General features: G+C 71.0%; 23 protein-coding genes, 4 tRNA genes and 1 pseudogene. 9 read left to right on the top strand and 19 right to left on the bottom strand.

All coding sequences use genetic code 11. The features are described from left to right. Nucleotides 1-159: 159 nt before the first annotated feature. A complete protein-coding gene (locus AB4030_RS16865; protein WP_442280362.1) occupies nucleotides 160-936 on the bottom strand; it encodes an SDR family oxidoreductase in 777 nt (258 codons plus the stop codon). After that, a complete protein-coding gene (locus tag AB4030_RS16870) occupies nucleotides 936-2,081 on the bottom strand; it encodes an acyl-CoA dehydrogenase family protein (protein WP_442280363.1) in 1,146 nt (381 codons plus the stop codon). Before AB4030_RS16870 ends, AB4030_RS16865 begins: the two co-directional genes overlap by 1 nt. Before the next feature lie 98 nt (nucleotides 2,082-2,179). Between AB4030_RS16870 and AB4030_RS16875 the strand changes: the two genes are divergently transcribed. After that, nucleotides 2,180-2,806: a TetR/AcrR family transcriptional regulator gene (locus AB4030_RS16875; RefSeq protein WP_442280364.1), complete on the top strand. Its 627-nt coding sequence runs from the start codon at nucleotides 2,180-2,182 to the stop codon at nucleotides 2,804-2,806. A gap of 65 nt (nucleotides 2,807-2,871) precedes the next feature. Continuing rightward, nucleotides 2,872-3,243 (top strand): annotated as a pseudogene (locus tag AB4030_RS16880) (2'-5' RNA ligase family protein); the annotation flags it as partial. On the opposite strand, the gene yczE reads toward AB4030_RS16880, so the two are convergent. Continuing rightward, nucleotides 3,218-3,988: a membrane protein YczE gene (gene yczE / locus AB4030_RS16885; RefSeq protein ID WP_442280365.1), complete on the bottom strand. Its 771-nt coding sequence runs from the start codon at nucleotides 3,986-3,988 to the stop codon at nucleotides 3,218-3,220. The pseudogene AB4030_RS16880 and the gene yczE sit on opposite strands and share 26 nt — an antisense overlap. A 62-nt stretch (nucleotides 3,989-4,050) precedes the next feature. Here yczE and yczR point away from each other — a divergent pair, with 62 nt between their 5' ends. Beyond that, nucleotides 4,051-5,496 (top strand): MocR-like transcription factor YczR, encoded by a 1,446-nt coding sequence (yczR, locus tag AB4030_RS16890; protein ID WP_442280366.1) that lies wholly within the window; start codon nucleotides 4,051-4,053, stop codon nucleotides 5,494-5,496. 64 nt (nucleotides 5,497-5,560) lie between these two features. Further along, complete coding sequence (locus AB4030_RS16895) at nucleotides 5,561-6,601, top strand: magnesium transporter CorA family protein (RefSeq protein ID WP_442280367.1); 1,041 nt, start codon at nucleotides 5,561-5,563, stop codon at nucleotides 6,599-6,601. 67 nt (nucleotides 6,602-6,668) lie between these two features. Here the strand turns inward: AB4030_RS16895 and ettA are convergent, their stop codons facing one another. From ettA to AB4030_RS16930, 7 genes are all read right to left on the bottom strand, one after another. Beyond that, nucleotides 6,669-8,351, bottom strand: a complete 1,683-nt coding sequence (gene ettA / locus AB4030_RS16900; RefSeq protein WP_442280368.1) for an energy-dependent translational throttle protein EttA — start codon at nucleotides 8,349-8,351, stop codon at nucleotides 6,669-6,671. Between the two features lie 69 nt (nucleotides 8,352-8,420). Continuing rightward, the gene (locus AB4030_RS16905) at nucleotides 8,421-9,023 is read right to left on the bottom strand and encodes a single-stranded DNA-binding protein (RefSeq protein WP_442280369.1); all 603 of its coding nucleotides are present in this window, start codon (nucleotides 9,021-9,023) and stop codon (nucleotides 8,421-8,423) included. 189 nt (nucleotides 9,024-9,212) lie between these two features. Next, a complete protein-coding gene (locus AB4030_RS16910; protein WP_442280370.1) occupies nucleotides 9,213-10,922 on the bottom strand; it encodes a GTPase in 1,710 nt (569 codons plus the stop codon). Next, entirely contained in the window at nucleotides 10,919-12,586 is a 1,668-nt protein-coding gene (locus tag AB4030_RS16915; RefSeq protein WP_442280401.1) for a dynamin family protein, read from the bottom strand. Before AB4030_RS16915 ends, AB4030_RS16910 begins: the two co-directional genes overlap by 4 nt. 94 nt (nucleotides 12,587-12,680) lie before the next feature. Continuing rightward, on the bottom strand, nucleotides 12,681-14,414 hold the full coding sequence (locus AB4030_RS16920; RefSeq protein WP_442280371.1) for a SulP family inorganic anion transporter: 1,734 nt from the start codon (nucleotides 14,412-14,414) through the stop codon (nucleotides 12,681-12,683). 150 nt (nucleotides 14,415-14,564) lie between these two features. Beyond that, nucleotides 14,565-14,637, bottom strand: a tRNA-Arg gene (locus tag AB4030_RS16925). A 54-nt stretch (nucleotides 14,638-14,691) separates the two neighbouring features. Continuing rightward, nucleotides 14,692-15,882, bottom strand: a complete 1,191-nt coding sequence (locus tag AB4030_RS16930; protein ID WP_442280372.1) for a PrsW family intramembrane metalloprotease — start codon at nucleotides 15,880-15,882, stop codon at nucleotides 14,692-14,694. A 94-nt stretch (nucleotides 15,883-15,976) separates the two neighbouring features. Between AB4030_RS16930 and orn the strand changes: the two genes are divergently transcribed. From orn to AB4030_RS16945, 3 genes are all read left to right on the top strand, one after another. Beyond that, entirely contained in the window at nucleotides 15,977-16,618 is a 642-nt protein-coding gene (gene orn, locus AB4030_RS16935) for an oligoribonuclease (protein WP_442280373.1), read from the top strand. Nucleotides 16,619-16,744: 126 nt separating this feature from the next. Further along, nucleotides 16,745-16,820, top strand: a tRNA-His gene (locus tag AB4030_RS16940). Nucleotides 16,821-17,220: 400 nt separating this feature from the next. Beyond that, a tRNA-Lys gene (locus AB4030_RS16945) sits at nucleotides 17,221-17,293 on the top strand. Nucleotides 17,294-17,382: 89 nt separating this feature from the next. On the opposite strand, the gene AB4030_RS16950 is transcribed toward AB4030_RS16945, so the two are convergent. From AB4030_RS16950 to AB4030_RS16965, 4 genes are all read right to left on the bottom strand, one after another. Continuing rightward, nucleotides 17,383-17,724, bottom strand: a complete 342-nt coding sequence (locus tag AB4030_RS16950; protein WP_442280374.1) for a GroES family chaperonin — start codon at nucleotides 17,722-17,724, stop codon at nucleotides 17,383-17,385. Nucleotides 17,725-17,765: 41 nt separating this feature from the next. Continuing rightward, the gene (locus AB4030_RS16955) at nucleotides 17,766-18,017 is read right to left on the bottom strand and encodes a DUF3618 domain-containing protein (RefSeq protein WP_442280375.1); all 252 of its coding nucleotides are present in this window, start codon (nucleotides 18,015-18,017) and stop codon (nucleotides 17,766-17,768) included. Between the two features lie 29 nt (nucleotides 18,018-18,046). After that, nucleotides 18,047-18,520 carry a thioredoxin-dependent thiol peroxidase gene (gene bcp, locus AB4030_RS16960; protein ID WP_442280376.1) on the bottom strand — a complete coding sequence of 158 codons (474 nt, stop codon included), beginning with the start codon at nucleotides 18,518-18,520 and terminating at the stop codon, nucleotides 18,047-18,049. Between the two features lie 91 nt (nucleotides 18,521-18,611). Then, a tRNA-Leu gene (locus AB4030_RS16965) sits at nucleotides 18,612-18,692 on the bottom strand. Between the two features lie 109 nt (nucleotides 18,693-18,801). Between AB4030_RS16965 and AB4030_RS16970 the strand changes: the two genes are divergently transcribed. Next, complete coding sequence (locus AB4030_RS16970) at nucleotides 18,802-19,041, top strand: hypothetical protein (RefSeq protein WP_442280377.1); 240 nt, start codon at nucleotides 18,802-18,804, stop codon at nucleotides 19,039-19,041. Between the two features lie 40 nt (nucleotides 19,042-19,081). Next, entirely contained in the window at nucleotides 19,082-19,510 is a 429-nt protein-coding gene (locus tag AB4030_RS16975; protein WP_442280378.1) for a RidA family protein, read from the top strand. Here the strand turns inward: AB4030_RS16975 and AB4030_RS16980 are convergent. From AB4030_RS16980 to AB4030_RS17000, 5 genes are all read right to left on the bottom strand, one after another. Next, the gene (locus AB4030_RS16980; protein WP_442280379.1) at nucleotides 19,497-21,062 is read right to left on the bottom strand and encodes a molybdopterin-dependent oxidoreductase; all 1,566 of its coding nucleotides are present in this window, start codon (nucleotides 21,060-21,062) and stop codon (nucleotides 19,497-19,499) included. The genes AB4030_RS16975 and AB4030_RS16980 overlap by 14 nt on opposite strands. Further along, the gene (rdgB, locus tag AB4030_RS16985; protein WP_442280380.1) at nucleotides 21,059-21,679 is read right to left on the bottom strand and encodes an RdgB/HAM1 family non-canonical purine NTP pyrophosphatase; all 621 of its coding nucleotides are present in this window, start codon (nucleotides 21,677-21,679) and stop codon (nucleotides 21,059-21,061) included. Before rdgB ends, AB4030_RS16980 begins: the two co-directional genes overlap by 4 nt. After that, a complete protein-coding gene (rph, locus tag AB4030_RS16990; RefSeq protein ID WP_442280381.1) occupies nucleotides 21,676-22,461 on the bottom strand; it encodes a ribonuclease PH in 786 nt (261 codons plus the stop codon). Before rph ends, rdgB begins: the two co-directional genes overlap by 4 nt. Before the next feature lie 114 nt (nucleotides 22,462-22,575). Next, nucleotides 22,576-23,445, bottom strand: a complete 870-nt coding sequence (locus AB4030_RS16995; RefSeq protein ID WP_442280382.1) for an aldo/keto reductase — start codon at nucleotides 23,443-23,445, stop codon at nucleotides 22,576-22,578. A 135-nt stretch (nucleotides 23,446-23,580) separates the two neighbouring features. After that, complete coding sequence (locus tag AB4030_RS17000) at nucleotides 23,581-24,348, bottom strand: MBL fold metallo-hydrolase (RefSeq protein WP_442280383.1); 768 nt, start codon at nucleotides 24,346-24,348, stop codon at nucleotides 23,581-23,583. Between the last annotated feature and the right edge of the window lie 39 nt (nucleotides 24,349-24,387).

Consider the following 24,387-nt stretch of genomic DNA (forward strand, 5'->3'; position numbering starts at 1 on the left):
GTATGCCGGTCGACATGCCCCCGAGGGGGGCGTCGACGGCGCACGGCGGGAAGACGCTGCTCAGCCAGGGCGTCCGCGAGTCTTGTACCCGGTCCGGTCGGCGTGGAGACAGCGCCGGTGGGGGTGAGGTCGACCCGGGAGATCGGTCGCGGCCCCTGGCTACAGGGCCCCGCCCAGCGTCACGCCGCCGTCGATGGTCAACGTCTGCCCGGTGACCCACGAGGCATCGCTGCTCAGCAGGAAGCTGACGGCGCCGGCGACGTCCTCGGGCAGGCCGAGCCGCTTCATCGGGTAGGCGCGGACCACCTTCTCCTCACGCCCCTCGTACAGCGCCTCGGCGAACTTCGTCTTGACGACGGCGGGGGCGACGGCGTTGACACGGACGTCGGGACCGAGCTCGTAGCCCAGCTCGGTCGTCAGGTGGATGAGTGCCGCCTTGGACACGCCGTACCAGCCGATGACGCCGCTGGCGCCCTGACCGGCGACCGAGGCGAGGTTGACCACGGCACCGGGATGGCTCTCGTCGCCCAGCCCTGCGGCGACGGCCTTCTTGATCCACGAGAAGGCGGCGACGACGTTGACGTCGAGCACCTTGCGCGCGATGTCGAGCCCCGAGTCGAGCATCGGGCCGTAGACCGGGTTGATGCCGGTGTTGTTGACGAGCAGGTGCAGCCCGCCGAACGTCTCACGGGCCCTGGCGATGACCTCGTCCTGGTGCGCCTCGTCGGCCGCGTTGCCCGCGATGCCGAGGGCGTTCTCGGTGCCGCCCAGCTGCTCGACGGCCTCCGCCAGCGCCTCGGGCCGCCGGGCGGTGATGACGACCTTCGCACCCTCGGCGACGAGGCGCTCGGCGATGCCGAGGCCGATCCCGCGGCTGGCGCCCGTGATGATCGCGACGGCGCCCTCGTGGCGTCCGCCGTTGCCGGTGGCCCCCATCAGAAGCCGAGGTCCCGGCCGATGAGCTCCTTCATGATCTCGTTCGAGCCGGCCCAGATCTTCGTGACCCGGGCGTCGCGCCAGGCGCGGGCCACGCGGTACTCGTTCATGAAGCCGTAGCCGCCGTGCAGCTGGACGCAGTGGTCGAGCACGTCGTTCTGCACCTGCGAGCTCCACCACTTCGCCTTGGCGGCGTCGACGGCGGACAGCTTGCCCTCGGCGTGGGCGGCGACGCAGTCGTCGACGTAGGCCTCCGCCACCTCGATCTTCGTGACGAGCTCGGCCATGAGGAACTTGTTGTGCTGGAAGGCGCCGATCGGCTGGCCGAAGGCCTTGCGGTCCTTGGCGTACTGGATGGTCTCCTCGAGGATCGCCTTGGCGTGGGCGACGTTGGAGACCGCGGCGCCGACGCGCTCCTGCGGGAGGCGCTGCATCATCGAGATGAACCCCATTCCCTCAGGTCCGAGACGGTTCTCGTCGGGGACACGGACGTTCTCGAAGAAGAGCTCGGCCGTGTCGGACTCGTCCATCCCGACCTTGTCGAGCTTGCGCCCGTTGACGAAGCCCTCCATGCCGCGCTCGACCATGAGCAACGTGATGCCCTTGGCGCCCTTCGACGGGTCGGTCCGGGCCGCCACGATGACGAGGTCGGCCTGGTAGCCGTTGGTGATGAAGGTCTTGGAGCCGTTGAGGACCCAGGCGTCACCGTCGCGGACCGCGGTCGTCTTGAGGGCTGCGAGGTCGGAGCCGCCGGAGGGCTCGGTCATCGCGATGGCGCAGATGAGCTGGCCGCTCGCCATGCCGGGCAGCCAGCGCTGCTTCTGCTCCTCGGTGCCGAGGTCGACGATGTAGGGCGGGCACACGTCGGAGTGGATGCCGAAGCAGGAGCTCGTCGCCGCGTTGAAGCGGGACATCTCCTCGGCGACGACGGCGTTGAAGCGGTAGTCGTCGACCCCGGCGCCGCCGAACTCCTCGGGGATGTCGAGGCCGAAGAAGCCCTGCTTGCCGGCCTCGAGCCAGATGTCGCGCGGGATCGACTTGCCCTCGATCATCTCCTGCGCGCGGGGCGCGAGCGTGCGGGTGACGAACTCGCGCGCCGACGCGCGCATCGCCTCGTGGTCCTCGTCGTAGATGTTGCGGGGCATGGCGTCCTCCATCGGGCGTGCTCACGGGTGCGTTGCGCCGGTACCCACCGGTAACTAAGCGCTTGCTTAGTTTCCCTCCCCTGCGGCATGCTGTCAACGTGCCGCAGCCCACCACGACCCCGCCAGCCGCAGGCGCCCGGACGTCCGACCCCGACGCGTCCACGGTCGAGAGACTCCTGCAAGCCGCAGCCCACGCGTTCGCAGACAAGGGCTTCCACGCCACGACGACTCGCGACATCGCGTCCGGGGCCGGACTCTCCCCCGCCGGCGTCTACGTCCACTTCGGCTCCAAGGAGGAGCTGCTCTTCGCCCTGAGCCGAAGTGGGCACGAGTCGGCCCTCCGACTGCTGCGCTCGGCCATCGCGGACGGGGCGACCCCGGCCGAGCAGCTCGTCACCGCCATGGCCCGCTTCACCGAGTGGCACGTCGAGCAGTACCAGGTGGCGCGAGTCGTGCAGTACGAGCACCACCACCTGACCCCAGAGCACCATGCCGAGGTCCTCGCCCTGCGCAAGGAGATGGACTCGCTCGTGCGCGACGTCCTCGACCGCGGCGTCGCCGACGCCACCTTCTCCGTCGACGACAGCGCCGACACCGCTCTGGCCCTGCTCTCGATCGTCGTCGACGTGGCCCGCTGGTACTCCCCGACGATCCGGCGCACCCCGGCCGAGATCGGCGCGACGAACGCCGCCCTCGCGCTCCGGCTCGTGGGCGCCGGACGCTGAGCGCGCCGCCGGCCGTCAGGGGTCACTCGGTGCTCCAGGTCCCGGTGCCCGAGCTCGAGCCCTTCGTGCGTGCCCGCACCGGGCACTACGACACCGACTACCTCTCGAGCGACCCGGGCTTCGTGCACGCCCACGTCACGGCGCTCGCACCGTTCCTCGACGGAGCCGACCTCACGGCCGAGGTGCTCGACAAGGTCGCCGAGATCGCCTCCACCACCAGACACTTCGACTTCACCTTGGCGGAGCTCGACACCTTCCCCAACGGCATCGTGCACCTCCTGCCCGAGCCCACGGGCCCCTTCGCCGACCTCACCACGAGGCTCTGGGCCGCCTTCCCGCAGTGCCCGCCGTATGCCGGCCGGTTCGGTGACGTCGTCCCGCACCTGACGCTCGACGCGCTGGGCGACGACGTCACCGAGGACTCGACGCGCGACCTCGTCGGTCCGCACGTCCCGGCGCACTGTCGGGCTGACCGACTCGACCTGGTCTGGTACGAACCGGGCTCATGCCGGGTCCTTCACTCGTGGCGCCTCGGCGCCTGACGCCTGCCAGGTCGACCGTCAGGCGGGGCAGGAAGAACTGGACGAGTGGGCCGATCGACACGGCATACAGCACGGTGCCGAGGCCGACGGGTCCGCCGAGCAGCCAGCCCACGGACAGCACGACCACCTCGATGGTCGTGCGCACCAGGCGGATGGACAGGCCGGTGCGGCGCGCGAAGCCCGTCATGAGTCCGTCACGCGGACCGGGGCCGAGCTGGCTGCCGATGTAGAGCCCGCCGGCGACTCCGTTGAGGACGATGCCGAAGCCGAGCAGCAGGACGCGTGCCCACATCGACTCGGGTGGGGCGATGAGCGCCAGGCCCGCGTCGGCGGCGAGACCGATGACGACGACGTTGGCCACCGTGCCGAGCCCGGGCCACTGCCGCAACGGCACCCAGAGCAGCAGGACGAGGGCGCCGACGATGATCGTGACCTGGCCGAACGTCAGCGGCACGTGCGTCGCGATGCCCGCATGGAAGACGTCCCACGGGTCGAGGCCGAGCGTCGAACGGATCATCATCGCCATCGACACGCCATAGAGGACGAGGCCGGCCATGAGCCGGGCAAGCCGGCGTGGCAGCAGTCCGGCGCGCAGCTGCTGGCGCGGGGTGAGGTTCGCAAGCTGGACATGACGGCGCATGCCGTCCATCATGACGGCGCAGTGGACTGACTTTTAAGGGCCAGTCGTGCGACAGTGGACCGGTGCGCACCGTCTCGGCCCGCTCCCTGGCACTGCTCCTCGGCGCTGACCCGCTCCCCCGGCCGGCCTACCGCAGCCTCGCGGACGGCATCCGACGCCTCATCTCCGACGGGAGGCTCCTCGTCGGCACGCGCCTGCCGAGCGAGCGCACGCTGACGACCGAGCTCGGCCTCAGCCGGACCACCGTCGGCGCGGCGCTCGACGCGCTGCGCGACGAGGGTTTCATCGCGACTCGTCGAGGCTCGGGCAGCGTCGTCTGCCTGCCGACGGGTCCGTCAGGACTGGCGCTCTCGCAGGCCGGCCTCATCCCCACCGACGTCCCGCCCGACGTCATCGACCTGACGTATGCCGCCCTCCCGGCCGCCGCCGGTGTCACCGCGGCCTACGAGCGTGCGCTCGCCGAGCTGCCTCGGTTCCTCGCGACGGCGGGCTACGACCCGCGCGGGCTGCCCGAGACCCGGGCAGCGGTGGCCGGCTGGTTCGAGGAGCGGGGCCTCGTGACGTCACCCGACCAGGTAGTCGTCACATCGGGCGCCCACAGCGGCTTGTCGGCGGTCCTGCGCGCCCACCTCGACGTCGGGGACCGCGTCCTCGTCGAAAGTCCCACCTACCCGAATGCCGTTGTGGGAGTGCGACGCTCCGCCTACCGCGCGGTGCCCACCCAGTTGACCGCGACGGGGTGGGACGTCGACGCGATCGAGGTCGGCCTGCGTCAGAGCGGCGCCCGGGCGGCATACCTCATCCCCGACCACCAGAACCCGACCGGGCTCGTCATGGACACCCCGACACGTGAGGCGCTCGCACAGGTGCTCGCCCGGACGAAGGCGATGCCCGTCGTCGACGAGACGTTCGTCGAGCTCGGACTCGACACGTCAGCCACCGCCACGCGTCCGGCTCCCTTCGCCGCCTCGTCACGCGGGGCCCACACCCTCGGCAGCGCCGGCAAGACGTGGTGGGGCGGCCTGCGCGTCGGGTGGGTACGGGCCCCCGAGGGCCGCGCGGAGTCCGTCATCGAGGCGCGCCACAGTCTTGACCTCGGCACCGCGATCCTCGAGCAGCTCGTCGTCACCGACCTGCTCCGCCAGGGCGAGGCACTCCTGGCCGAACGGCGTCGGGAGGCTCGTGCGCGCCGCGACGCCCTCGTCGTGGCGCTCCGGCAGCACGTGCCCGACTGGCGCTTCACCGTGCCCACCGGCGGTCTGAACCTCTGGTGCGAGCTGCCCGAGGCCCGCGGCGACGAGCTGGCCCGGGTCGCCGAGTCCGCCGGCGTGCGACTGGCCCGCGGCAGCCAGTTCGGGGTCGAGGGTGGCTTCACCCGGTGGGTCCGGGTGCCCTTCTGCGTCGCCCCCGACGAGGCTGACGAGGTGGGGCGCCGCCTCGCGAACGCCTGGCAGCTCGCGCTGGGCGAGCGCCCCACAGCCCACGACGTCACCCCCCTCATCGCCTGATCCCGAACCCGGCGCACCCGCCTACGTCTCACTCTCGAGGGAGATCGACTGAGAGACTGGGCGAGTGGGCAACGACGCAGCCGGACGCATCACCTCCTGCCGGTGGGAGCACGGCAAGGTCGTCGACGAGGGCTTCCCCCTCGAGGACGTGTCCGAGCTCCTAGAGCGTGAGAACTCGCTCATCTGGGTCGACCTGTGCGAGCCGGACCACGCCGGGCTGCGCGCCCTGTCCGCGGAGCTCGGGCTCGACCCGCACGCCGTCGAGGACGCCGTCTCCGCCGGCGAGCGACCGAAGGCGACCCGGCACGCCAAGCACACCTTCATCACCGTCTACGCCACACGGCTCGAGCCCGGCGGCACCGCCACGGGCGCAGACGACCCCGAGCCCCCGGGGCCGGAGTCCCGCCTGCGCACGGCACGGATCTCGGCCTTCGTGCTCCCCGGGGGCATCATCACCGTCCGCGGCAGCGACGACGTCGACATGCAGCAGGTGCTCGACCGGTGGAACGACGACCCCGAGCTGCTCGACCTCGGCGTCGGAGCGCTCGTGCACGGGCTGCTCGACACCGTGGTCGACGGGCACTTCGAGGCGATCCAGCAGCTCGACGACGCGATCGAGGACCTCGAAGACCTGCTCTTCGACGAGAGCAGCCGGACGCACGCCGTCCAGGTGCGCACCTACCGGCTGCGCAAGGAGCTCGTCGAGCTGCGACGTGTCGTGCTGCCGATGCGCGACGTCGTCAACGCGGTGCTCCGGCACCGGGGCGAGCTCGACCAGCGGCACACCGAGCTCGACGGCTTCTACGACGACCTCTACGACCACGTCCTCCGCGCCGCCGAGTGGACCGAGTCGCTGCGCGACATGGTGACGACGATCTTCGAGACCAACCTGTCGCTGCAGGACGCCCGGCTCAACACGGTCATGAAGAAGCTCACCGGCTGGGCCGCGATCATCGCCGTCCCGACCGCGGTGACGGGATGGTTCGGCCAGAACGTGCCCTACCCCGGCTTCGGGCGCCCCTGGGGTGTGCTCTTCAGTGCGGCTGTCATCGCCGGCGTGGCCGTCACGCTCTACGGCGTCTTCCGGCGCAAGGGCTGGATCTGACGCCAGAGGGCCGGGATGCGGGTGCATCCCGGCCCTCTCGTCGACGGCGTCGCCGTCGCTCGCGCGATCAGTCGCGCGTCAGCTTGCGGTAGGTGACGCGGTGCGGTCGGGCTGCCTCCGGACCCAGGCGCTCGACCTTGTTGGCCTCGTAGGACTCGAAGTTGCCCTCGAACCAGTACCAGTTGGCGGGATTCTCCTCGGTGCCCTCGTAGGCGAGGATGTGCGTCGCGACCCGGTCGAGGAACCACCGGTCGTGGGTGATGACGACCGCGCAGCCCGAGAACTCGAGCAGCGCGTTCTCGAGCGAGCCGAGGGTCTCGACGTCGAGGTCGTTGGTCGGCTCGTCGAGGAGCAGGAGGTTGCCGCCCTGCTTGAGGGTGAGCGCGAGGTTGAGACGGTTGCGCTCACCACCGGACAGGACGCCGGAGAGCTTCTGCTGGTCGGGGCCCTTGAAGCCGAACTGCGACACGTAGGCCCGCGACGGGATCTCGACGTTGCCGACCTTCATGTGGTCGAGGCCGTCGGACACGATCTCCCAGAGGTTCTTCTTGGGGTCGAGGCCCTCCCGGCCCTGGTCGACGTAGGAGATCTTGACGGTCTCGCCGATCTTCACCTCGCCCCCGTCGGGCTCCTCGAAGCCGACGATGGTCTTGAAGAGGGTCGACTTGCCGACACCGTTGGGGCCGATGACGCCGACGATGCCGTTGCGGGGCAGTGAGAACGACAGGTTGTCGATGAGGACCCGGTCGCCGAAGCCCTTCTTGAGGTTCTTGACCTCGATGACCGTCGAGCCGAGGCGCGGGCCCGGCGGGATCTGCAGCTCCTCGAAGTCGAGCTTGCGCGTGCGCTCGGCCTCGGCCGCCATCTCCTCGTAGCGGGCCAGTCGAGCCTTGCTCTTGACCTGACGGCCCTTGGCGTTGCTGCGGACCCACTCGAGCTCGGTCTTGAGCCGCTTGGCCAGCTTGGCGTCCTTCTTGCCCTGGATCGTGAGGCGCTCGGACTTCTTCTCGAGGTAGGTCGAGTAGTTGCCCTCGTAGGGGTAGAGCCGACCGCGGTCGACCTCGGCGATCCACTGCGCGACGTTGTCGAGGAAGTAGCGGTCGTGGGTGACGGCGATGACAGCACCGGGGTAGGTCTCGAGGTGCTGCTCCAGCCAGAGCACCGACTCGGCGTCGAGGTGGTTGGTCGGCTCGTCGAGCAGGAGCAGGTCGGGCTTCTGCAGGAGCAGCTTGCACAGCGCGACGCGGCGACGCTCACCACCGGAGAGGTTGGTCACGGGCGAGTCCGGCGGCGGGCAGCGAAGGGCGTCCATGGCCTGCTCGAGCTGGCTGTCGAGGTCCCACGCGTCGGCGTGGTCGATGTCCTCCTGCAGCTTGCCCATCTCGGTGAGCAGGGCGTCGTAGTCGGCGTCGGGGTCGGCCATCAGGGCGGAGATCTCGTTGTAGCGGTCGAGCTTGGCCTTGATCTCGCCGGCGCCCTCCTCGACGTTGCCGAGGACGGTCTTGTCCTCGTTGAGCGGCGGCTCCTGGAGCAGGATGCCCACGCTCGCGCCCGGGGCCAGGCGGGCCTCACCGTTGCTCGGCTGGTCGAGTCCGGCCATGATCTTGAGGATCGTCGACTTGCCGGCGCCGTTGGGGCCGACCATGCCGATCTTCGCGCCGGGGTAGAAGGACATCGAGACGTCATCGAGGATGACCTTCTCGTTGTGTGCCTTGCGCGCTCGGGTCATGGTGTAGATGTACTCGGCCATGCGCAGAAGGCTATCTGTCGGCGAGCGCGGCACCGAATCGGTGTCCGCGCCCGCTGACCGCCACCACCGTCAGGCCGTGAGCCGCTCGACCACCTCGTAGTCGTCGGTCTCGGGATCCCCCGTCGCGCGGACGTCGTCGATGTTCGCGGCCGTTGCGCCATCCGACTCGGGGTCGTAGTCGTCGTCGACCACCCCGTCTGCGTCGACGTGGGCCGGGCGCACGTCCGACGGTCCCGGCTCCCCCTCGGCCATCGCGCGAACCGAGGCCTGGACGTCGGGGTCGGCGGTGCGGTCCTGACCGAGTGCTGCCGCCCGGCTGACGCGCTCGAACGTGGCCCGCCCCCAGGACATGTCGTGGCCGATGTGGGCGGCGTCGATCTGCGGCGAGGTGCGCGGTGTGCCGTCGTTGCTCAGGTACGGCTTGATCGAGATGTGCCCCGTGACGATGACGGGCTGCCCCTTGCGCAGGGCTGACGCGACGTTGGCCGCGAGGGCGTTGAACGCGATGACGTCGTAGAAGCTCGTGTCGCCGTCGACGAACTTGCCGTCAGGGGTGCGGCGGTAGGGCGTCGTCGCGACGCGGAAGGTGGTGTAGGTGCTGCCGTTACGGGCCTGTCGCTCGACGGGCTCGCTCACGACGTTGCCGTGCACGGTGATGCTGGTCTCGTTCATCGGTGCTCCTCAGAGGGTTCGGCAGGCGACCTCGCGCCGCCTGGAACCACCTTCGGACCCGGTCGTCCTGACCGACAGCGCCGCTCGGCCACCTGTGGACACGGAGACCTTCCGCCACGGGGGTGTGGACGAGCGCCCCGGCGGACCGCTCCGCCTCCCTCGCTCCCCCCAGGCCTCGTTCGGCAGGCGTCAGCCGGTCGCGGCCTCGAGGTGCTCGCGGGTCTCGCGGTGACGCGCGAGGACCTCGTCGACCGGGACGAGGATGTGCTCGTCGGTCACGAGCGCCACGGACTCGGTGAGACGCTTCCCCACGACGGTCCTGCGGTGACGGGCACCGACGCGCGCCCACCACCGCGACAGGATCCCGAGCCCGATGCCAACGAGGACACCGACGACGACCAGGACGAGCGGCAGCGGCAGGATGCCGACCGACGGGGTCTCGGGATGCGGGAGCTGCAAGAACGCGGAGGCCCACAGGACGGCATACCAGATCAGCCCGGCGAGGGCCACGACGCCGAACGCCCACTGCAGGACGTTGACCACGAACCACCAGACCGGGCGCCGCGCGCGCAAGGACGTGCCGATGACGGCTCGGTCGAGCGCGTCGGTCAGGGCGCCGTCGCCACGGTCGACAGCGTCCTCTGTGGCCTGGGCCCAACGCACCGGCAGACCGTAAGACGCCTCGCGCACGAAGTGACGGGTGGCGAGGTCGACGGCCGACACGGTCGAGACGGTCGGCGCCGGAATCGACGACCGCCCGAGCAGGGCCCGCACGTCGGCTCCCTCGATCTCCACGGGGATGGGTGGCCGGCCGCCGGTGCGGTCGAGGCGCAGTCGGCGGAGCGGGTCGGCGGCGAAGCCCTTGGTCCAGCGGGCGAACAGCCAGCCGGTGTGCGCGAACGCCTCCCGACGGTAGTCGCGCTCGACGGCATCCAGCACGATCGGGACTCCGGCTGCACGGGCCAGCGAGGCATCCAGCTCGTCACGGGGCACCTCGGCCACCTCGACCTCGGAGTCGGCGACCCCGGACCGCAGCCTCGTTGCAGCACCGATGATGTCCGCCTTCAGGCGCTGGCGCGAAGCTGCATGTCCCGCAACGGCATTGGCCAGACGCTGCGTGAACTCAGGTATGCCTTGGCCGGTGACGGTCGACGTCGCGAGGACCTTGGCGTCGGCCACGCCGTCGGCGACGAGCAGCTTCGCAAGGTCTCCGGTGACGGTCTTCGCCGCCTCGGCTGTCAGCCGGTCCGACTGGTTGAGCACCGCCAGGGTGACGGCGTCGTGCTGTGAGAGCAGACTGACGAACTCGTCGTGGAGTCGGGCGTCGGCGTACTTCTGGGGATCGGTCACCCAGACGAAGACGTCGACGAGCTCGAGCACCCGCTCCGCCTCCCGGCGGTGGTCGAGCTCGCGCGAGTCGAAGTCGGGCAGGTCGAGCAGCACCATCCCATCGAGCGATCCCACGACCTGTGTCGGCGCGGCCACCGCATCGGCGGCGCCCTTCCCCGGACCGGAGGCGGTGTCGACGACGTGGCGGGCGGCGACGCCGAGCCAGTCCAGCAGCTCGGACGCGTCGGGGTCACCCCACACACCGGCGGTCGGGCGCGACGTCGTCGGTCGGCGCGCGCCGATGGTCGCGACGTCGGCCCCGACGAGGGCGTTGAAGAGTGAGGACTTGCCGCTGCCCGTGGCCCCCGCGAGGGCCACGACCGTGTGGTCGCCGCCGATCCCGGAACGCTCGACGGCCTTGTCGACGACCCTCCGCGCGACCGCGACTCCGGAGGGGTCGAGCTCGTCAGCGCCCGACACGAGCGCCAACGACAGCTCGGTGGTGCGGGTGCCGAGCTCGGCGGCCGAGACCGCCCGCACGGTGGCACGTCCCATCCTGATCGGGCTCATCGCGCGCCCCTCACGGCTGCGGCAGCCGTGGTCAGGCGCTCGGTCTGGTCGGTGTCGACCTGCAATGTCGTGACAGCTCCTTGGTAGCGGGCGAGCTCGGCGGCATACAGCTCGTCGACGCGACCGGTCAGCTGTTCGCGCGCCTTCCGGGCCAGCTCTCGAACGGCCTGGTCGCCGAACACGGCCTCGAGCAGCTTCTGACCGACGACGGCGGTGCCTCCGGCGATGCCGACCTCGGCCCCGGTGATGCCGGCGGTGCTCGCGAACGTCACGAGCATGAGGACGACACCGAGCCCGTTCACGCCGTAGGCCATGATCCGTGCGGTCGTGCGACGGTCCCGACCCTCGTCGCGGACCATCTGGAGGATGTCGCCCTGCCAGTCGCGCACGAGGCGCTGGATGCGCCGGTCGACGTCGGTGCCGGAACGCCCGAGCGTCGGGTCGGCCGTGAGCAGCTGGTCGCCGCCCGGCAGGGTGCGCCAGACCCGCGCGATCGAGCTCGCGGCCAGCTCGGCGCGGTTGACGACGAGCGACTCGACCCCGGACTGGAGCGCCTCCCCGAGGTCATCGGCACGCGCCGGCTCACCCTTGAGGAGGGACGTGAAGCGGTCCCGGACCCGGGAGACGGTCGACTCGACCTGACGGAAGAACTCACCGGTGCCGACGAACTCCTGCCACCGGGCCAGCACCTCACCGCGCAGGAGCGTGCCGTCGAGCATCCCCTCGTGCACGTGGCGCCTCGCCTCGTCGTAGGACGCCGCGGCTGCGGCCACGAGTGCCTGGCCCGCTGCGGTCTGCTCCTTCGAGGCCTCGGCCAGCGCCTGGGTCCTGGCGTCCAGGGAGACGAGGGCACCCTGGAGTGTCTGCCGCACGACGTCGGCCCGTGCCTGGGCGTCGCCCGCGAGCGCCGCGAGCCAGCCGCGCAGGCGAGCGGTCTGCTCGGGGGGCAGGAGCCCGTCCGCGAGCTCGGACTCGACCACCGTGAAGATCGGCGCCTGGTCGAGGCCCTGCTCACGCAACATGGACGCGAAGTGCGTGCGGATCTCGTCGACGGCTTTCGGAGGCACCCGGTCGAGGACGACGGCCACGGCCGTGCCGCGCTCGGACGCCTCGCGCAGCAGCTGCCACGGCACCGCGTCGGCGTAGCGCGCTGCCGTCGTGACGAACACCCAGAGGTCGGCGGCGGAGAGCAGCTGCGTCGCGAGGTCGCGGTTCGTCTCGACCACGCTGTCGATGTCCGGGGCGTCGATCAGGGCCAGACCGGCGGCGACCTCGTCGGTCGAGACGAGACGCACCGCGCCCGGACCGTCGGACGACGAGTGTCTGCCGGTGATGCGGGCCAGACCCGGCAGGACGCGCGATCCGGAGAACCACGCAGCGTCGGACGGGTGGTGGATGAGCACCGGCGAGCGCGTCGTCGGCCGCAGCACGCCGGGCAGCGTCACCTCGCGTCCGACGACGGAGTTGACGAGGGTCGACTTGCCCGCGCCCGTCGACCCGCCGACGACCGCGAGCAGGGGCGCGTCGAGAGACGTCAGCCGCGGGACGACGTAGTCGTCGAGCTGGTTCAGGAGGCGGGTGCGCTCGAGCCGGGCGGTCGCGGCGCTGGGCAGGTCGAGGGGGAACGAGGTGTCCGAGACGGTCGAACGCAGGGCCTGCACCATCGAGAGGAGCCGCTCGTTGTCTCCGGAGTCAGCCGCCACGCGGGCCATCTTCTCCTGTCAGCCGGAACAGACCAAACCGAGACGTTCCTGCCCCTCACGGGTCGGGCAGCGCGTCGGGTCGAGCGGCCGGTGGTTGCGCGCGTTCGCGCAGCTCGGCCTGCACGGCCCGGGAGATGTTGCCGTGGACGTGGTCGGCTCCGAGTCGATCCAGCACCCCGTCGACCTCGAGCGTGGCCCGCACGGAGGCCTTGAGCCGGGCCAGACGCAGCACGACGGCCGAGTCGTGGGCGAGGTCGAGCACGTCGCCCATCTTGGCCGACCCCTGGGAGTCGACGAAGTCGATGCCGCCGCAGTCGAGCACGATGCCGAAGACCCCCGGCTCCGAGTGGATCACCTCCCTGATCCGGTCCTCGAGGGCGTCGGAGGTGGCGAAGAAGAGGCCGCCGTCCATCCGGATCACCGCGATGCCGGGCACGACCTCGCCGTCCGGGTGGTCGCTGAGGTCGCGGTAGACGTCGGTGCCGGGCTCGCGCGCGAGGGTCGGGATGTGCGGCCTCGTCGAGACCTTGACGAGCCAGAAGATCGAGAGCGCCACGCCGATGAGGACACCGGCCAGCACGCCGAAGACGAGGGCACCCAGCAGGGCGGCGAGCGCCACCCCGAAGTCGAACCGCTTGACCCGGAGGAGCCGCCTCATCTCCGGGAGGTCCATCATGCCCATGACGACGGCCTCGATGATGATCGCGGCGAGCACGGGCTTCGGCAGGCCGGAGAAGAGCGGCGCCAGCAGGAGCAGGGTCAGCAGGACGCCGAACCCGGTGGTGAGTGAGGCCAGCCCCGACCTGGCCCCGGAGTGGTCGTTGAGCGAGCTTGCCGACAGGCTCGTCGAGACCGGCATCCCCTGGAGGAGTCCGGCCCCCGCATTGGCGACTCCCTGAGCCACCGACTCCTGGTCGACGTCGATCTGGTAGCGGTGCCTGGCGGCGAAGGCACGGGCGTCGCCGGCGGTCTGTGAGAAGCCGATGAGCACGAGCGCGAACGCAGCGACGGCCCCGACTCCGACGTGGTCCCACATCAGGGTCAGGTCGGGCACGACGACGGTCGGCAGGCCTCGCGGCACGTCTCCGACGAGTGCCACGCCGCGGTCGCCGAGACCCAGCAGCCACGAGGCCAGCAGGCCGCCGACCACCAACACGAGAGCCCCCGGCACCTGCGGCGCGACGACCCGCAACCCGAAGACGACGGCGAGCGAGAGGAGGCCGACCACGACCGTCGTGCCGTGCGCTGCTCCGAGGGTCGTCAGCCACGACCACAGCTCCTGGATCGGGTTGCTGCCCGAGACCGTCGTGCCGGTGAGCTTGGGCAGCTCACCGATGACGACGTCGAGCGCAGCCCCGAAGAGGAAGCCGGTGACGACGGCGCGCGAGAGGAACTGCGCGATCCACCCCATCCGGAGCACCGCGACGACCAGGTACAGCAGTCCCGATGCGAGCGTGATCCCGGCGACGAACGACGCGACGGCCTTCTCGTCGACGATGCCGGCGGCGAGGACGGCGCTCGCGGCCACGGCCGCCAGTCCGGAGCTCGGCCCGACGGAGATCTGCCGGCTCGTGCCGAAGATCGCGTAGAGGATCGCGCCGGCCGCCGCGGCATACAAGCCGTTCTGCAGCGGGATCCCGGCGATGCCGGCATAGCCGAGGTTCTTGGGGACGACCAGCGCGAGCACGGTCACCCCGGCGATGAGGTCGCCACGCAACCAGCTGCGGTCATAGGTGCGCAGCCAGCCGATGATGGGGACCCGGCTCGTTCCCGTGGTCCGACCCGTCATCTGACCGCCGCCCCTCCCGTCAGGGGCACGCGGCGGCGGAGCCTGGAGGGACGAGTGCGCTCGTGCGGCTGACGGTTCCCATGATGGCAGCAGACGCCGCGGCGTCGCGGGGGTTTCGACCGGCCACGCCCCGGGGCCGAACGAGAACGGCGCCCCCGGCAGGACTCGAACCTGCGACCAAGAGATTAGAAGGCTCTTGCTCTATCCGCTGAGCTACAGGGGCCGTCGCCCCAACCGGGGCCGTCCAATGATAGGCACCCCGGGCCGGGACGGCCGGTCAGGTCACGGGCGAGCCGACGAAGCCACGACGATGGGCCGTGATCGCCTCGAGCAGGACCATCTCCCGTTCCGAGGCCCCGTCCTCGGCCGTCCCGTGGACCAGCCGGGATCGCAGCAGCGCGAGGTCGCTGGCGCTGTCCTGGAACGCGTCCATCGAGCGCCTCGCCGGGCGGCCACCGTTCTGCCCGGCCCAGGCCCGCGCCGCGCGGCGCAGCCGGAGGTTGGAGAGCATCGCGACCTCGGCGTGGGTGAGCCACCCGGCGTCCGCATACGGCGACAGGTACCGCCCGATGAGGCGACCCTCACGACGACGGAGCCAGACGAGGAATCCGATGAAGGCGAGGAAGAGCGGCACCTGGTAGGTCACGTACGCCGCGAAGAAGCCGTCCATGCCGGCCAGGGCCGAGAGGTTCCAGGCGCCGTGGAGCAGCATCGCGCACACCCATCCGGTGAGGATCGCCACGACGCGCACGACCGGCCGCCGCGCGGTCACGGCGATGCCGATGCCGATGCCGGTGAGCGAGGTGAAGAGCGGGTGCCCGAAGGGGCCCATGAGCCCGCGGACGAGGAACGTCGACGTGAGCCCCTCGCTGCCGTACTCGTTGTAGGCCTGCCCGAGGTAGAGGATGTTCTCGCTGAACGCGAAGCCCGCCCCGATGAGGCCGGCGTAGACGATGCCGTCGATGATGCCGTCGAACTCGCGGCGACGGAACAGGTAGATGAGCAGGATGCCGAGTCCCTTGAGGGTCTCCTCGGTGATCGGCGCCAGGTAGACCGCGCCCGTCTCGAGCGGGTCGCTCCACCGCGCCTCGACGAGGAGCTTGAGCCCGAACGTGTTGAGGAAGAAGGCGCCGACGACGGCGACCAGGGCTCCCCACAAGAAGGCGAAGACGATGTAGCGCACCGGCTCGGCCTCGTAGCGGTCGAGCCAGAGGAACGTCGGCACGATGACGAAGAGCGGGATGACCGCCATCAGGACGGACGTGGTGAGCGTCTGCGTCGTCAGCCGCTCCCCGAGGATGCCGAGCAGGATGAGCAGGCACACGAGGAAGAGGGAGGCCGCGACGCCGATCGTCAGCGCCGTGCGAAGCATCGGTCGCCGGGTCGGGTTGCGCACCGAACTCCATTGCTGCGTCGGCCCGCCCGGGCTTGCGCCCGGCCCTGGTGTCGTCACGTCCCCTGAAGTCATGAGGGCAGGCTAGTGCAGCGACGCTCCCCCGCACCCGGACGCACGCCCGCGCGACGCGAGGGGTCCGGTCGCCCTCAGCCTCTATTGTGGAGCGGTGAGCGACACCAACCACCGAGCCATCGCCGACCGGATCATCTGGATCGACTGCGAGATGACGGGCCTGTCCCTGAAGTCCGACGCCCTGGTGGAGGTGGCTGCCCTCGTCACGGACTTCGAGCTCAACCAGCTCGGCGACGGCATCGACGTCGTCGTCAAGCCACCGGCCGAGGCCCTCGAGCAGATGGACGACTTCGTCCGTGACATGCACACCACCTCCGGCCTCATCAACGAGCTCGACTCGGGCGTGACGCTGCAGGAGGCCGAGCACATCGTCCTCGACTACGTCCGCACGTTCGTCCCCGAGCCGCGCAAGGCCCCGCTCGGTGGCAACACCGTGGCCACCGACAGGGGGTTCCTCTCGCGGGACATGCCCGTGCTCGAGTCCTACCTGCACTACCGGATCATCGATGTCAGCTCGATCAAGGAGCTGTCGCGCCGCTGGTATCCCCGCGTCTACTTCAACGCGCCCAAGAAGTCCGGCGGCCACCGGGCCCTGGCCGACATCCGCGAGTCGATCGCCGAGCTGCGCTACTACCGCCAGGCCGTCTTCGTCCCGCAGCCGGGCCCCGACAGCGCCACCGCGAAGGCTCTGGCGACGCCCCACGTCATCGAGCACGGAGCCGCCGACCCCGCCTGACGGCATACGACCACGGAGGGCGTATGCCGTCCGTCGGGGTGGTCACGAGCACCTCGCGAGAGCCTGTAGCATTGTCGACGCCGTGACACGGCGCCGAGCCCTCGGGCCCGGCTCGTGTTGTGCATGGTGGGTGTAGCTCAGCTGGTAGAGCACCTGGTTGTGGTCCAGGTGGCCGCGGGTTCAAGTCCCGTCACTCACCCCATGGTCCTGCTCGGCAGGACGATCCCGTGGCCCGGTGCCCCTCGTGAGGGGCACCGGGCCACGGTCGTGTCCAGGTCCGGTGCGACCGCTCTCAGTGCGGCCTCGGCCTGCGGCATGCCGCACAATGGACCCATGCTCATGGGGAACAAGAAGGCCCAGCGGATCACGGTCGGCGTCATCATCGGCGTCATCGTGCTCAGCCTCGCGCTGACCCTCCTGTCGACCGCGAGCGCCACCTCGTAGTCCCGCCCACGCGCTCGGCGCCTCAGCGGCAGGGCACCCGAATCCGCTCTGCCGAGCGGCGATCCGGTGCCCCGCGAGACCCCAGGGCCTGACTCCGGACGGGCCGCGACGGCCGATTTTGTCCCGACGCGGGGCGGCTGCTAACGTTTCCCCTCGTTGCGCCGCTAGCTCAATTGGCAGAGCAAGTGACTCTTAATCACTGGGTTCGGGGTTCGAGTCCCTGGCGGCGCACTTCAAGACCCCCGTTCGGATCACTCCGGACGGGGGTCTTCTCGTTCGCCGGCAGTCGCGCACCTACCGGCGCACGCCAGCCGCGGACCTCAGAGGTAGAGCCCGGTCTGCCCGTCCTCGACGCGCTGGGCGGCGACGGCGTGGATGTCGCGTTCGCGCAGCAGCACGTAGCCCTTGCCCTGCAGCTCCACCTCCGCGCGCTCCTCGGGGTCGAAGAGCACGCGGTCGCCGAGCTGCACCTGGCGCACGGTGGGGCCGGTGGCGACGACCTCGGCCCAGGCGAGGCGCTTTCCGACGGAGGCCGTCGAGGGGATGAGGATGCCCCCGCCGGAGCGCCGCTCGCCCTCCGTCTCGAGCGAGACGAGGACGCGGTCGTGCAGCATCCGGATGGGCAGCAGCTCGGCCGCCGACGCGGACTCCTTCTTCGCCATGGTGGTCGCGTGAGGTGAGCAGTCAGGTGGTGCAGTCCGGCTCAGCGGCGGCGGCGGAGCAGGCCGACGGCGACCACGACGACGACCACGGCCGCGACGACGGCGGCGACGCGCTCGACGCGCAGCTCGCCGTCCTCGGTGTGCGTCGCCGCATCGAGACGGAGCCTGAGGCCCTGGAGCTGCCGTTGGGCGATGACCTGGGGCTGGGCGCGGTAGGCCAGCTCGTTGACGGTGCCCTCGAGGCGCGCGCGGGCGGCCTGGATGTCCTGCTCGATGCGTGCGGTGTCGCTCATCTGGTTTTCCTTTCGGGGAGGTGCGGACTCTAGTCGGCGATGCCGAGGTCGCGACGGAGCTTGGCCACGTGGCCGGTCGCCTTGACGTTGTAGAAGGCGTGGCTCACCTTGCCCTCCTCGTCGACGACGAAGGTGGACCGGATGACGCCCTCGACGGTCTTGCCGTAGAGCTTCTTCTCTCCCCAGGCGCCGTATGCCGTGTGGACCGCGAGGTCCTCGTCGCTGAGCAGCGGGATGGTCAGGTGGTCGCGCTCGCGGAACTTCGCCAGCTTGGCCGGCTTGTCCTTGGAGATCCCGACGACCTCGTAGCCGTCCTTCTTCAGCGAGTCGAGCGACTCGCTGAAGTCACAGGCCTGCTTGGTGCAACCGGGGGTCATGGCGGCCGGGTAGAAGTAGACGATGACCTTGCGGCCGGCGAAGTCAGCGAGGCTGACGGTCTGGCCGGCGTCGTCGGTCAGGCTGAAGGCGGGCGCCTGCTGTCCCGGCTCTAGTCGTGCGGTCACGATCTGCTCCTTCGTCGTCTCGTCCAGCGGGCTCGTACCCGTTCCGGCCGTGGCCGGGCGGTGTTGCCGGGTGCTGCCGGGTGCTGCCGGGTGCGGACGGCGGGACTCGAACCCGCACACCTAGGGCACAGGAACCTAAATCCTGCGTGTCTACCAGTTCCACCACGTCCGCTCGCGGGGTGCGCGCCCCCACTGTAGTTGCCACCCCGGCGTATCACGGCCCGCGCCTCCGGCTCCGACCTGGAGAGGTTCTCGACGAAACGTGCAGCAGGAGGTGTCTCGTGGACGAACCGAACGGCACGAGCGGACCAGCGCTCGACACGACGACGTGCCCGGAGTGCGGCGCCGTGGCCGAGGTGACGGACAGAGCCGTGCTCGAGAGCACCGCGGGCCCTGTCGAGCACGTGCGGGTCGTGTGCCTCGACCGGCACTGGTTCCTCCTGCCCGCGGAGTCGGTGACCAGCGCCACCGCGGCCGGCCGGAGCTGTCCCGTCCCGGCGGGCTCGCGCGCGAAGCGCTGAACCCCGGCCCCGTCTCCCCGGGCACGACTAGCCTGCGGCCATGAGGCAGAACGTCGGGACGGGCAGCGCCTGGGAGGGCGTCGTCGGCTACTCACGAGCCGTCCGCGTCGGCGACACCGTCCACGTGGCCGGAACCACCGCGATCCGCGAGGGCAGGGTCGTCGCAGCGGGTGACGCCTACGAGCAGGCGCGTGTGGCGCTGGAGATCGTCGTCGAGGCGCTCGCCACGTGCGGCGCGTCACCCGCCGACGTCGTGCGGACGCGGATGTTCGTCACCGACATCCGCGACTGGGAGGCGGTCGGCCGGGCGCACGGCGAGGTCTTTGCCGACGTGCGGCCCGCGTCGACCATGGTCCAGGTCACCGCTCTCATCGACCCCGACCTGCTCGTCGAGATCGAGGCGGACGCCGTCGTGGGCTCCGCCGCGGCCGCCGCAGCCGACGAACCCTCGGACGTCACTCCACCCTGACGTTGACGACGTGGATGCCGGTGGCGCCGTCAGGGGCGGGCGGCGCCTCGAGCGGGGACTGCACCTGGCCCTTGGCGTCGTAGGCACGCACGCGGACGTCGTGGCTGCCGGGAGTCGCGTCCCACTCGTAGACCCACTGCCGCCACGTGTCGATGCTCGCGTCCGCGGCGAGGCGCGCCTCGGTCCACGGCTGCTGGTCGACCTGCACCTCCACCTTGGAGATGCCCGTGTGCTGCGCCCACGCGACCCCGGCGACGGCGACGGTACCCGCCTTGACGACGGCACCGGCCTGCGGGACGTCGATGCGCGACGCGGTCTTGATCGGCCCGGTCGCCGACCATCCGCGTGGCGTCCAGTAGGCCACGTCGGCGGCATACGTCGTGACCTTGAGCTCGGTCACCCACTTGGTGGCCGAGACGTAGCCGTAGAGCCCGGGCACGACGACCCGGACGGGGAAGCCGTGCTCGAAGGGCAACGGCTCGCCGTTCATCCGGATCGCGAGCAGGGCGTTGCGGTCGTCGGTGAGGGCGCCGAGAGGTGTCGAGGCGGTGAAGCCGTCGATGCTCGTCTGCAGCACCATGTCGGCGCCTGCCTTGGGCCCGGCCATGGCGAGGAGCTCGCGCACCGGCCACCCGGTCCACACGGCGTTGCCGACGAGGTCGCCGCCGACCTCGTTGGAGACGCAGGTCAGCGTGACGAGCGCCTCCTGCATCTGCTTGCCCTGCAACGTCTTCCAGTCGATCTCGACCTCACGGTCGACCATGCCGGTGACCTTGAGCTTCCACTCGTTGGCGTCGATGCGTGGGACGACGATGGCGGTGTCGATGCGGTAGAAGTCGGCGTTCGGGACGATGTAGGGGGTCAGGCCCGGCAGCCTCAGGTCGGCGCCGGCGGGGATGGCCAGCTTCGTGCCCTTGAGCGGAGTGCTCTTCAGGGCGTCACGCGACACCGTCGCTGCCGCGGAGCCGCCCCCGAGCAGACTGCCGGCGTATGCCGCCACCGCACCGACCGCTCCCCCGATGAGCCAGCGCCGGCCGGGGTTGGGGGCGCCCGATGCGCTTGTCGACGGTGTCGCGGCGCGACTGAGGAACCACAGGCCGGCGGCGGTGCCGAGGATCGTCGGCAGGACGTCCGCCGGGCCCGCACCTGGGCGGCTGAGCACCGCTGCCGCCCCGACGAGGCCGACGACGGCGAAGACGACGAGCCCCGCGACGAGACGACGGCTGGCCAGGACGCCGATGGCGGCACACGCCAGCGCCAGCATGAGGACGGTCCCGACGAGCAGGGCCCGCTTGTCGTTGGTGCCGAACGTCGTGACGGCGAAGTCCTTGAGCCACGGCGGCGTCCGGTCGATGAAGGCTCCCCCGACCGCCGCGATCGGCGCCGGCTGTCCCGAGGACTGGCCCACGGCCGTGAGCACTGACGCCGCGAGCGTCGCGAGCCCGACCGTGAGCAGCCCGGCCACCACCCCGTCGAGGGCCCCCCACCACAGCGGACGAACCGGCTGCTGCGGGGCGGTCCCAGGACGGGTGGCCGGGCTGGTCGTGGTCATGGCCTCAGGTGCTCCTTCAGGTGTGGCACGAGTGCGCGGAAGGCGAGTGCCCGGTGCGAGACCTGGTTCTTCTCGTCCGCGTCGTACTCCGCCAGTGTGCGTTCGTTGCCGAGCGACTGGTCGGATGGGACGAAGATGGGGTCGTAGCCGAAGCCTCCCGTGCCCCTGGCCTCACGGGCCACCGTGCCGGGGAAGCGTCCCAGCTCGGCCGCCGACCGCCCGTCGGGCAGGACGATCGCGGCGGCGCAGACGAACGCCGCGGCGCGGTGCTCGTCGCGGACGTCGCCGAGCTGCGCGAGGAGCAGCTCGAGGTTGGCCCGGTCGCCCCCGCCCCCGGACCACCGGGCGCTGAAGATGCCGGGGGCACCTCCGAGCACGTCGACGGCCAGACCCGAGTCGTCGGCCAGGGCGGGCAGTCCCGTGACGTGGGCAGCGGACGCGGCCTTGAGGATCGCGTTCTGCTCGAACGTCACGCCGTCCTCGACGACGTCGGGCGCCTCGGGGTAGCCGTCGAGGCCGATGATCTCGAGCCCGAGGTCCGCGCTGACGTCGGCGAGGATCTCTCGCAGCTCCTCGACCTTGTTGCTGTTGCGGGTGGCGAGGACGACCTTCGTCACGCGACCACCCCGCCGTCCGTGGTCTCCTGCGACGCTCGAGTCGACGTCGGGACCGACGCCGACAGCGCGGCCTGCTGGCGGTCGGTCAGGTCGGCGCAGCCCTTCGTCGCGAGGTCGAGCAGCTGGCCGAGGAGGTCGCGGTCGAACGGCTCACCCTCCGCGGTGCCCTGGACCTCGATGAAGCGGCCGTCACCGGTCATGACGACGTTCATGTCGGTCTCGGCCGTCGAGTCCTCCGGGTAGTCGAGGTCGAGGACGGCGCGGCCCCCGACGATGCCGACGGAGATGGCGGCGACCGAGCCGGTGAGGGGCTGGGCCTTCTTGCCGATGAGGCCCTGCGAGCGGGCGTGCTCGATCGCGTCGGCGAGGGCCACGAAGGCGCCGGTGATGGCGGCCGTTCGGGTGCCGCCGTCGGCCTGCAGCACGTCGCAGTCGAGGACGATGGTGTTCTCGCCCAGGGCCTTGGTGTCGATGACGGCTCGCAGGCTGCGGCCGATGAGCCGGCTGATCTCGTGGGTGCGGCCGCCGATGCGGCCCTTGACGCTCTCGCGGTCGGAGCGGGTGTTGGTCGCCCGGGGCAGCATGGCGTACTCGGCGGTGACCCAGCCGGTGCCCTTGCCCTTGAGCCAGCGCGGCACGCCCTCGGTGAAGGACGCGGCGCACAGCACGCGCGTGCGCCCGAACTCGATGAGGACGCTGCCTTCCGCGTGGTCGAGCCAGTTGCGGGTGATCCGCACCTCGCGCGTCTGGTCGGGGGCACGGCCGTCATGTCGGTCAGTCATGCCCTCGAGGCTAGCCATGACTCCACGTTAGGCCTCAATCGCGGGGTGGGGACGGGCCCGGACGCCTCGTTCGCGAAGCGTAAGGACCCGTCCCACAGTGCCTCCGGCGGCTCGTCAGTCGACGGTCTCGGCGGAGAGCCGCGCCACCTCGTCGGCGGACAGCTCGAGGTCGAGCGCCTGCACCGAGTCCTCGATGCTCTCCGGACGCGAGGCGCCGGGGATCGGCACGACCACGGGCGCGAGCGCGAGCTCCCACGCGAGCGCCACCCGCTGCGGGCTCACGTCGTGCGACCTCGCCACCTCTGCGAAGGCGTCGTGCCGGCTGCCGAGGTCCCCGGCCTTGCTGATGCCGCCGAGCGGGCTCCACGGCAGGAAGGCGATGCCGAGCTCGGCGCACAGGTCGAGCTCGGCCCGACTGCTGCGGAAGGCCGGCGAGAACTGGTTCTGCACCGACACGAGCCGGCCACCGAGCACCTCCTGCGCCTCGCGGATCTGGTCGGGGTTCGCGTTCGAGATGCCGGCCATCTCGATGACGCCCTCGTCGAGCAGGTCGCGGATTGCACCGACCGACTCGGCGTAGGGCACGTCGGGGTCGGGACGGTGGAACTGGTAGAGCCCGATGGCATCGCCGCCGAGCCGCTGGAGCGACGCCCTCGCTGCCTCCTTGAGGTGCTCCGGGCGCCCGTCGAGGGTCCACGACCCGTCGCCGGGGCGCAGGTGCCCGCCCTTGGTCGCGACGAGGACGTCCGACGAGCTGCCCGACCACGACGACAGGGCCTTGGCGATGAGGGACTCGTTGTGCCCCACCTCGTCGGCGTCACGGTGGTAGGCGTCAGCCGTGTCGATGAGGGTGACGCCGGCGTCGAGCGCGGCGTGGATGGTCCGGATCGAGCGGTCCTCGTCGGGCCGGCCCTCGATCGACATGGGCATGCCCCCGAGCCCGATCGCGCTGACCTTCCTCGATCCGATGGTTCGCTGCTGCAAAGGTGCCTCCTTGGTTCGGTCATGGTGGTGGGCGGCGCACCCGCCACGTGACGAGTCGCGAACCGCACCGTGACGTTCCATACCCGGGTGCTCTCCTCCGACAGCGGCCTCGGGCAACCGTCGGGGACTGTCCCGTCAGAGACAGTAGGTGGCGTCAGCCTGGGCGAGCTCGACGTCGCCCGGCCACACCGCCGCGGCCTGCTCGCGGCACACCTCGGGGTCGTTCCAGGCCGGGATGTGCGTCAGCATGAGGCGCCGCACTCCCCCGGCTCGCACGGCCGCCTCGGCCGCGCGACGGCCCGACAGGTGGATGTCGGGCACGGTGTCACGCCCGTCGACGAACGCCGCGTCGGCGAGCACGAGGTGGGCGCCCGTCATGAGCTCGTCGAGCTCGTCGCAGATGTCGGTGTCACCGGTGTAGGCCAGGACTCGGCCACCTGCCTCCACGCGGAAGCCGTAGGCCTCGACCGGATGGTTCACGCGGACCGGGGTGATGGTGAACGGTCCGACCGTCACGGGGTCGCGGTGGCGCAGGTCGCGGAAGTCGAAGACGCCGAGGACGTCCTCGGCCTCTCCGCTGCCGTAGGCACGGGCGAGGTGCGCGCCGGTGCCGGGTGGACCCCACACGGGCATCGTCGCTCGCCCGGGGCCGCCGGGGACGTAGCGCATCATGACGTAGAGACCGCACATGTCGATGCAGTGGTCGACGTGCAGGTGGCTGAGCAGGACGGCGTCGACGGCATACGGCTGGATGTGGCGCTGCAAGGCGCCCAGTGCGCCGTTGCCGAGGTCGAGCACGATGCTCCACGTGCGTCCCTCGTGCTCGGCACGCACGAGATAGGACGAGGCGGGCGAGCCCGGCCCGGCGAAGGATCCGGAGCACCCGACGATCGTGACGTCCACGCAACGAGCCTAGGTGCCCACACCGACGCCGGCCCGGCG

Origin of the sequence: Terrabacter sp. 2YAF2, assembly GCF_052114705.1 — a bacterium.
Taxonomy (GTDB): domain Bacteria; phylum Actinomycetota; class Actinomycetes; order Actinomycetales; family Dermatophilaceae; genus Terrabacter.

Bases quoted from the DNA above. Each gene is read 5' to 3' on its own strand.
- AB4030_RS16975 (WP_442280378.1), top strand. From the start codon at position 19,082: ATGAGGCAGAACGTCGGGACGGGCAGCGCCTGGGAGGGCGTCGTCGGC.
- AB4030_RS16865 (WP_442280362.1), bottom strand. From the start codon at position 936: ATGGGGGCCACCGGCAACGGCGGACGCCACGAGGGCGCCGTCGCGATC.
- rph (WP_442280381.1), bottom strand. From the start codon at position 22,461: ATGACTGACCGACATGACGGCCGTGCCCCCGACCAGACGCGCGAGGTG.
- yczE (WP_442280365.1), bottom strand. From the start codon at position 3,988: ATGCGCCGTCATGTCCAGCTTGCGAACCTCACCCCGCGCCAGCAGCTG.
- AB4030_RS16910 (WP_442280370.1), bottom strand. From the start codon at position 10,922: ATGAGCCCGATCAGGATGGGACGTGCCACCGTGCGGGCGGTCTCGGCC.
- AB4030_RS16950 (WP_442280374.1), bottom strand. From the start codon at position 17,724: ATGGCGAAGAAGGAGTCCGCGTCGGCGGCCGAGCTGCTGCCCATCCGG.
- AB4030_RS16915 (WP_442280401.1), bottom strand. From the start codon at position 12,586: ATGGTGCAGGCCCTGCGTTCGACCGTCTCGGACACCTCGTTCCCCCTC.
- AB4030_RS16870 (WP_442280363.1), bottom strand. From the start codon at position 2,081: ATGCCCCGCAACATCTACGACGAGGACCACGAGGCGATGCGCGCGTCG.
- ettA (WP_442280368.1), bottom strand. From the start codon at position 8,351: ATGGCCGAGTACATCTACACCATGACCCGAGCGCGCAAGGCACACAAC.
- AB4030_RS16955 (WP_442280375.1), bottom strand. From the start codon at position 18,017: ATGAGCGACACCGCACGCATCGAGCAGGACATCCAGGCCGCCCGCGCG.
- AB4030_RS16930 (WP_442280372.1), bottom strand. From the start codon at position 15,882: ATGACTTCAGGGGACGTGACGACACCAGGGCCGGGCGCAAGCCCGGGC.
- AB4030_RS16905 (WP_442280369.1), bottom strand. From the start codon at position 9,023: ATGAACGAGACCAGCATCACCGTGCACGGCAACGTCGTGAGCGAGCCC.
- AB4030_RS16920 (WP_442280371.1), bottom strand. From the start codon at position 14,414: ATGACGGGTCGGACCACGGGAACGAGCCGGGTCCCCATCATCGGCTGG.
- AB4030_RS16980 (WP_442280379.1), bottom strand. From the start codon at position 21,062: ATGACCACGACCAGCCCGGCCACCCGTCCTGGGACCGCCCCGCAGCAG.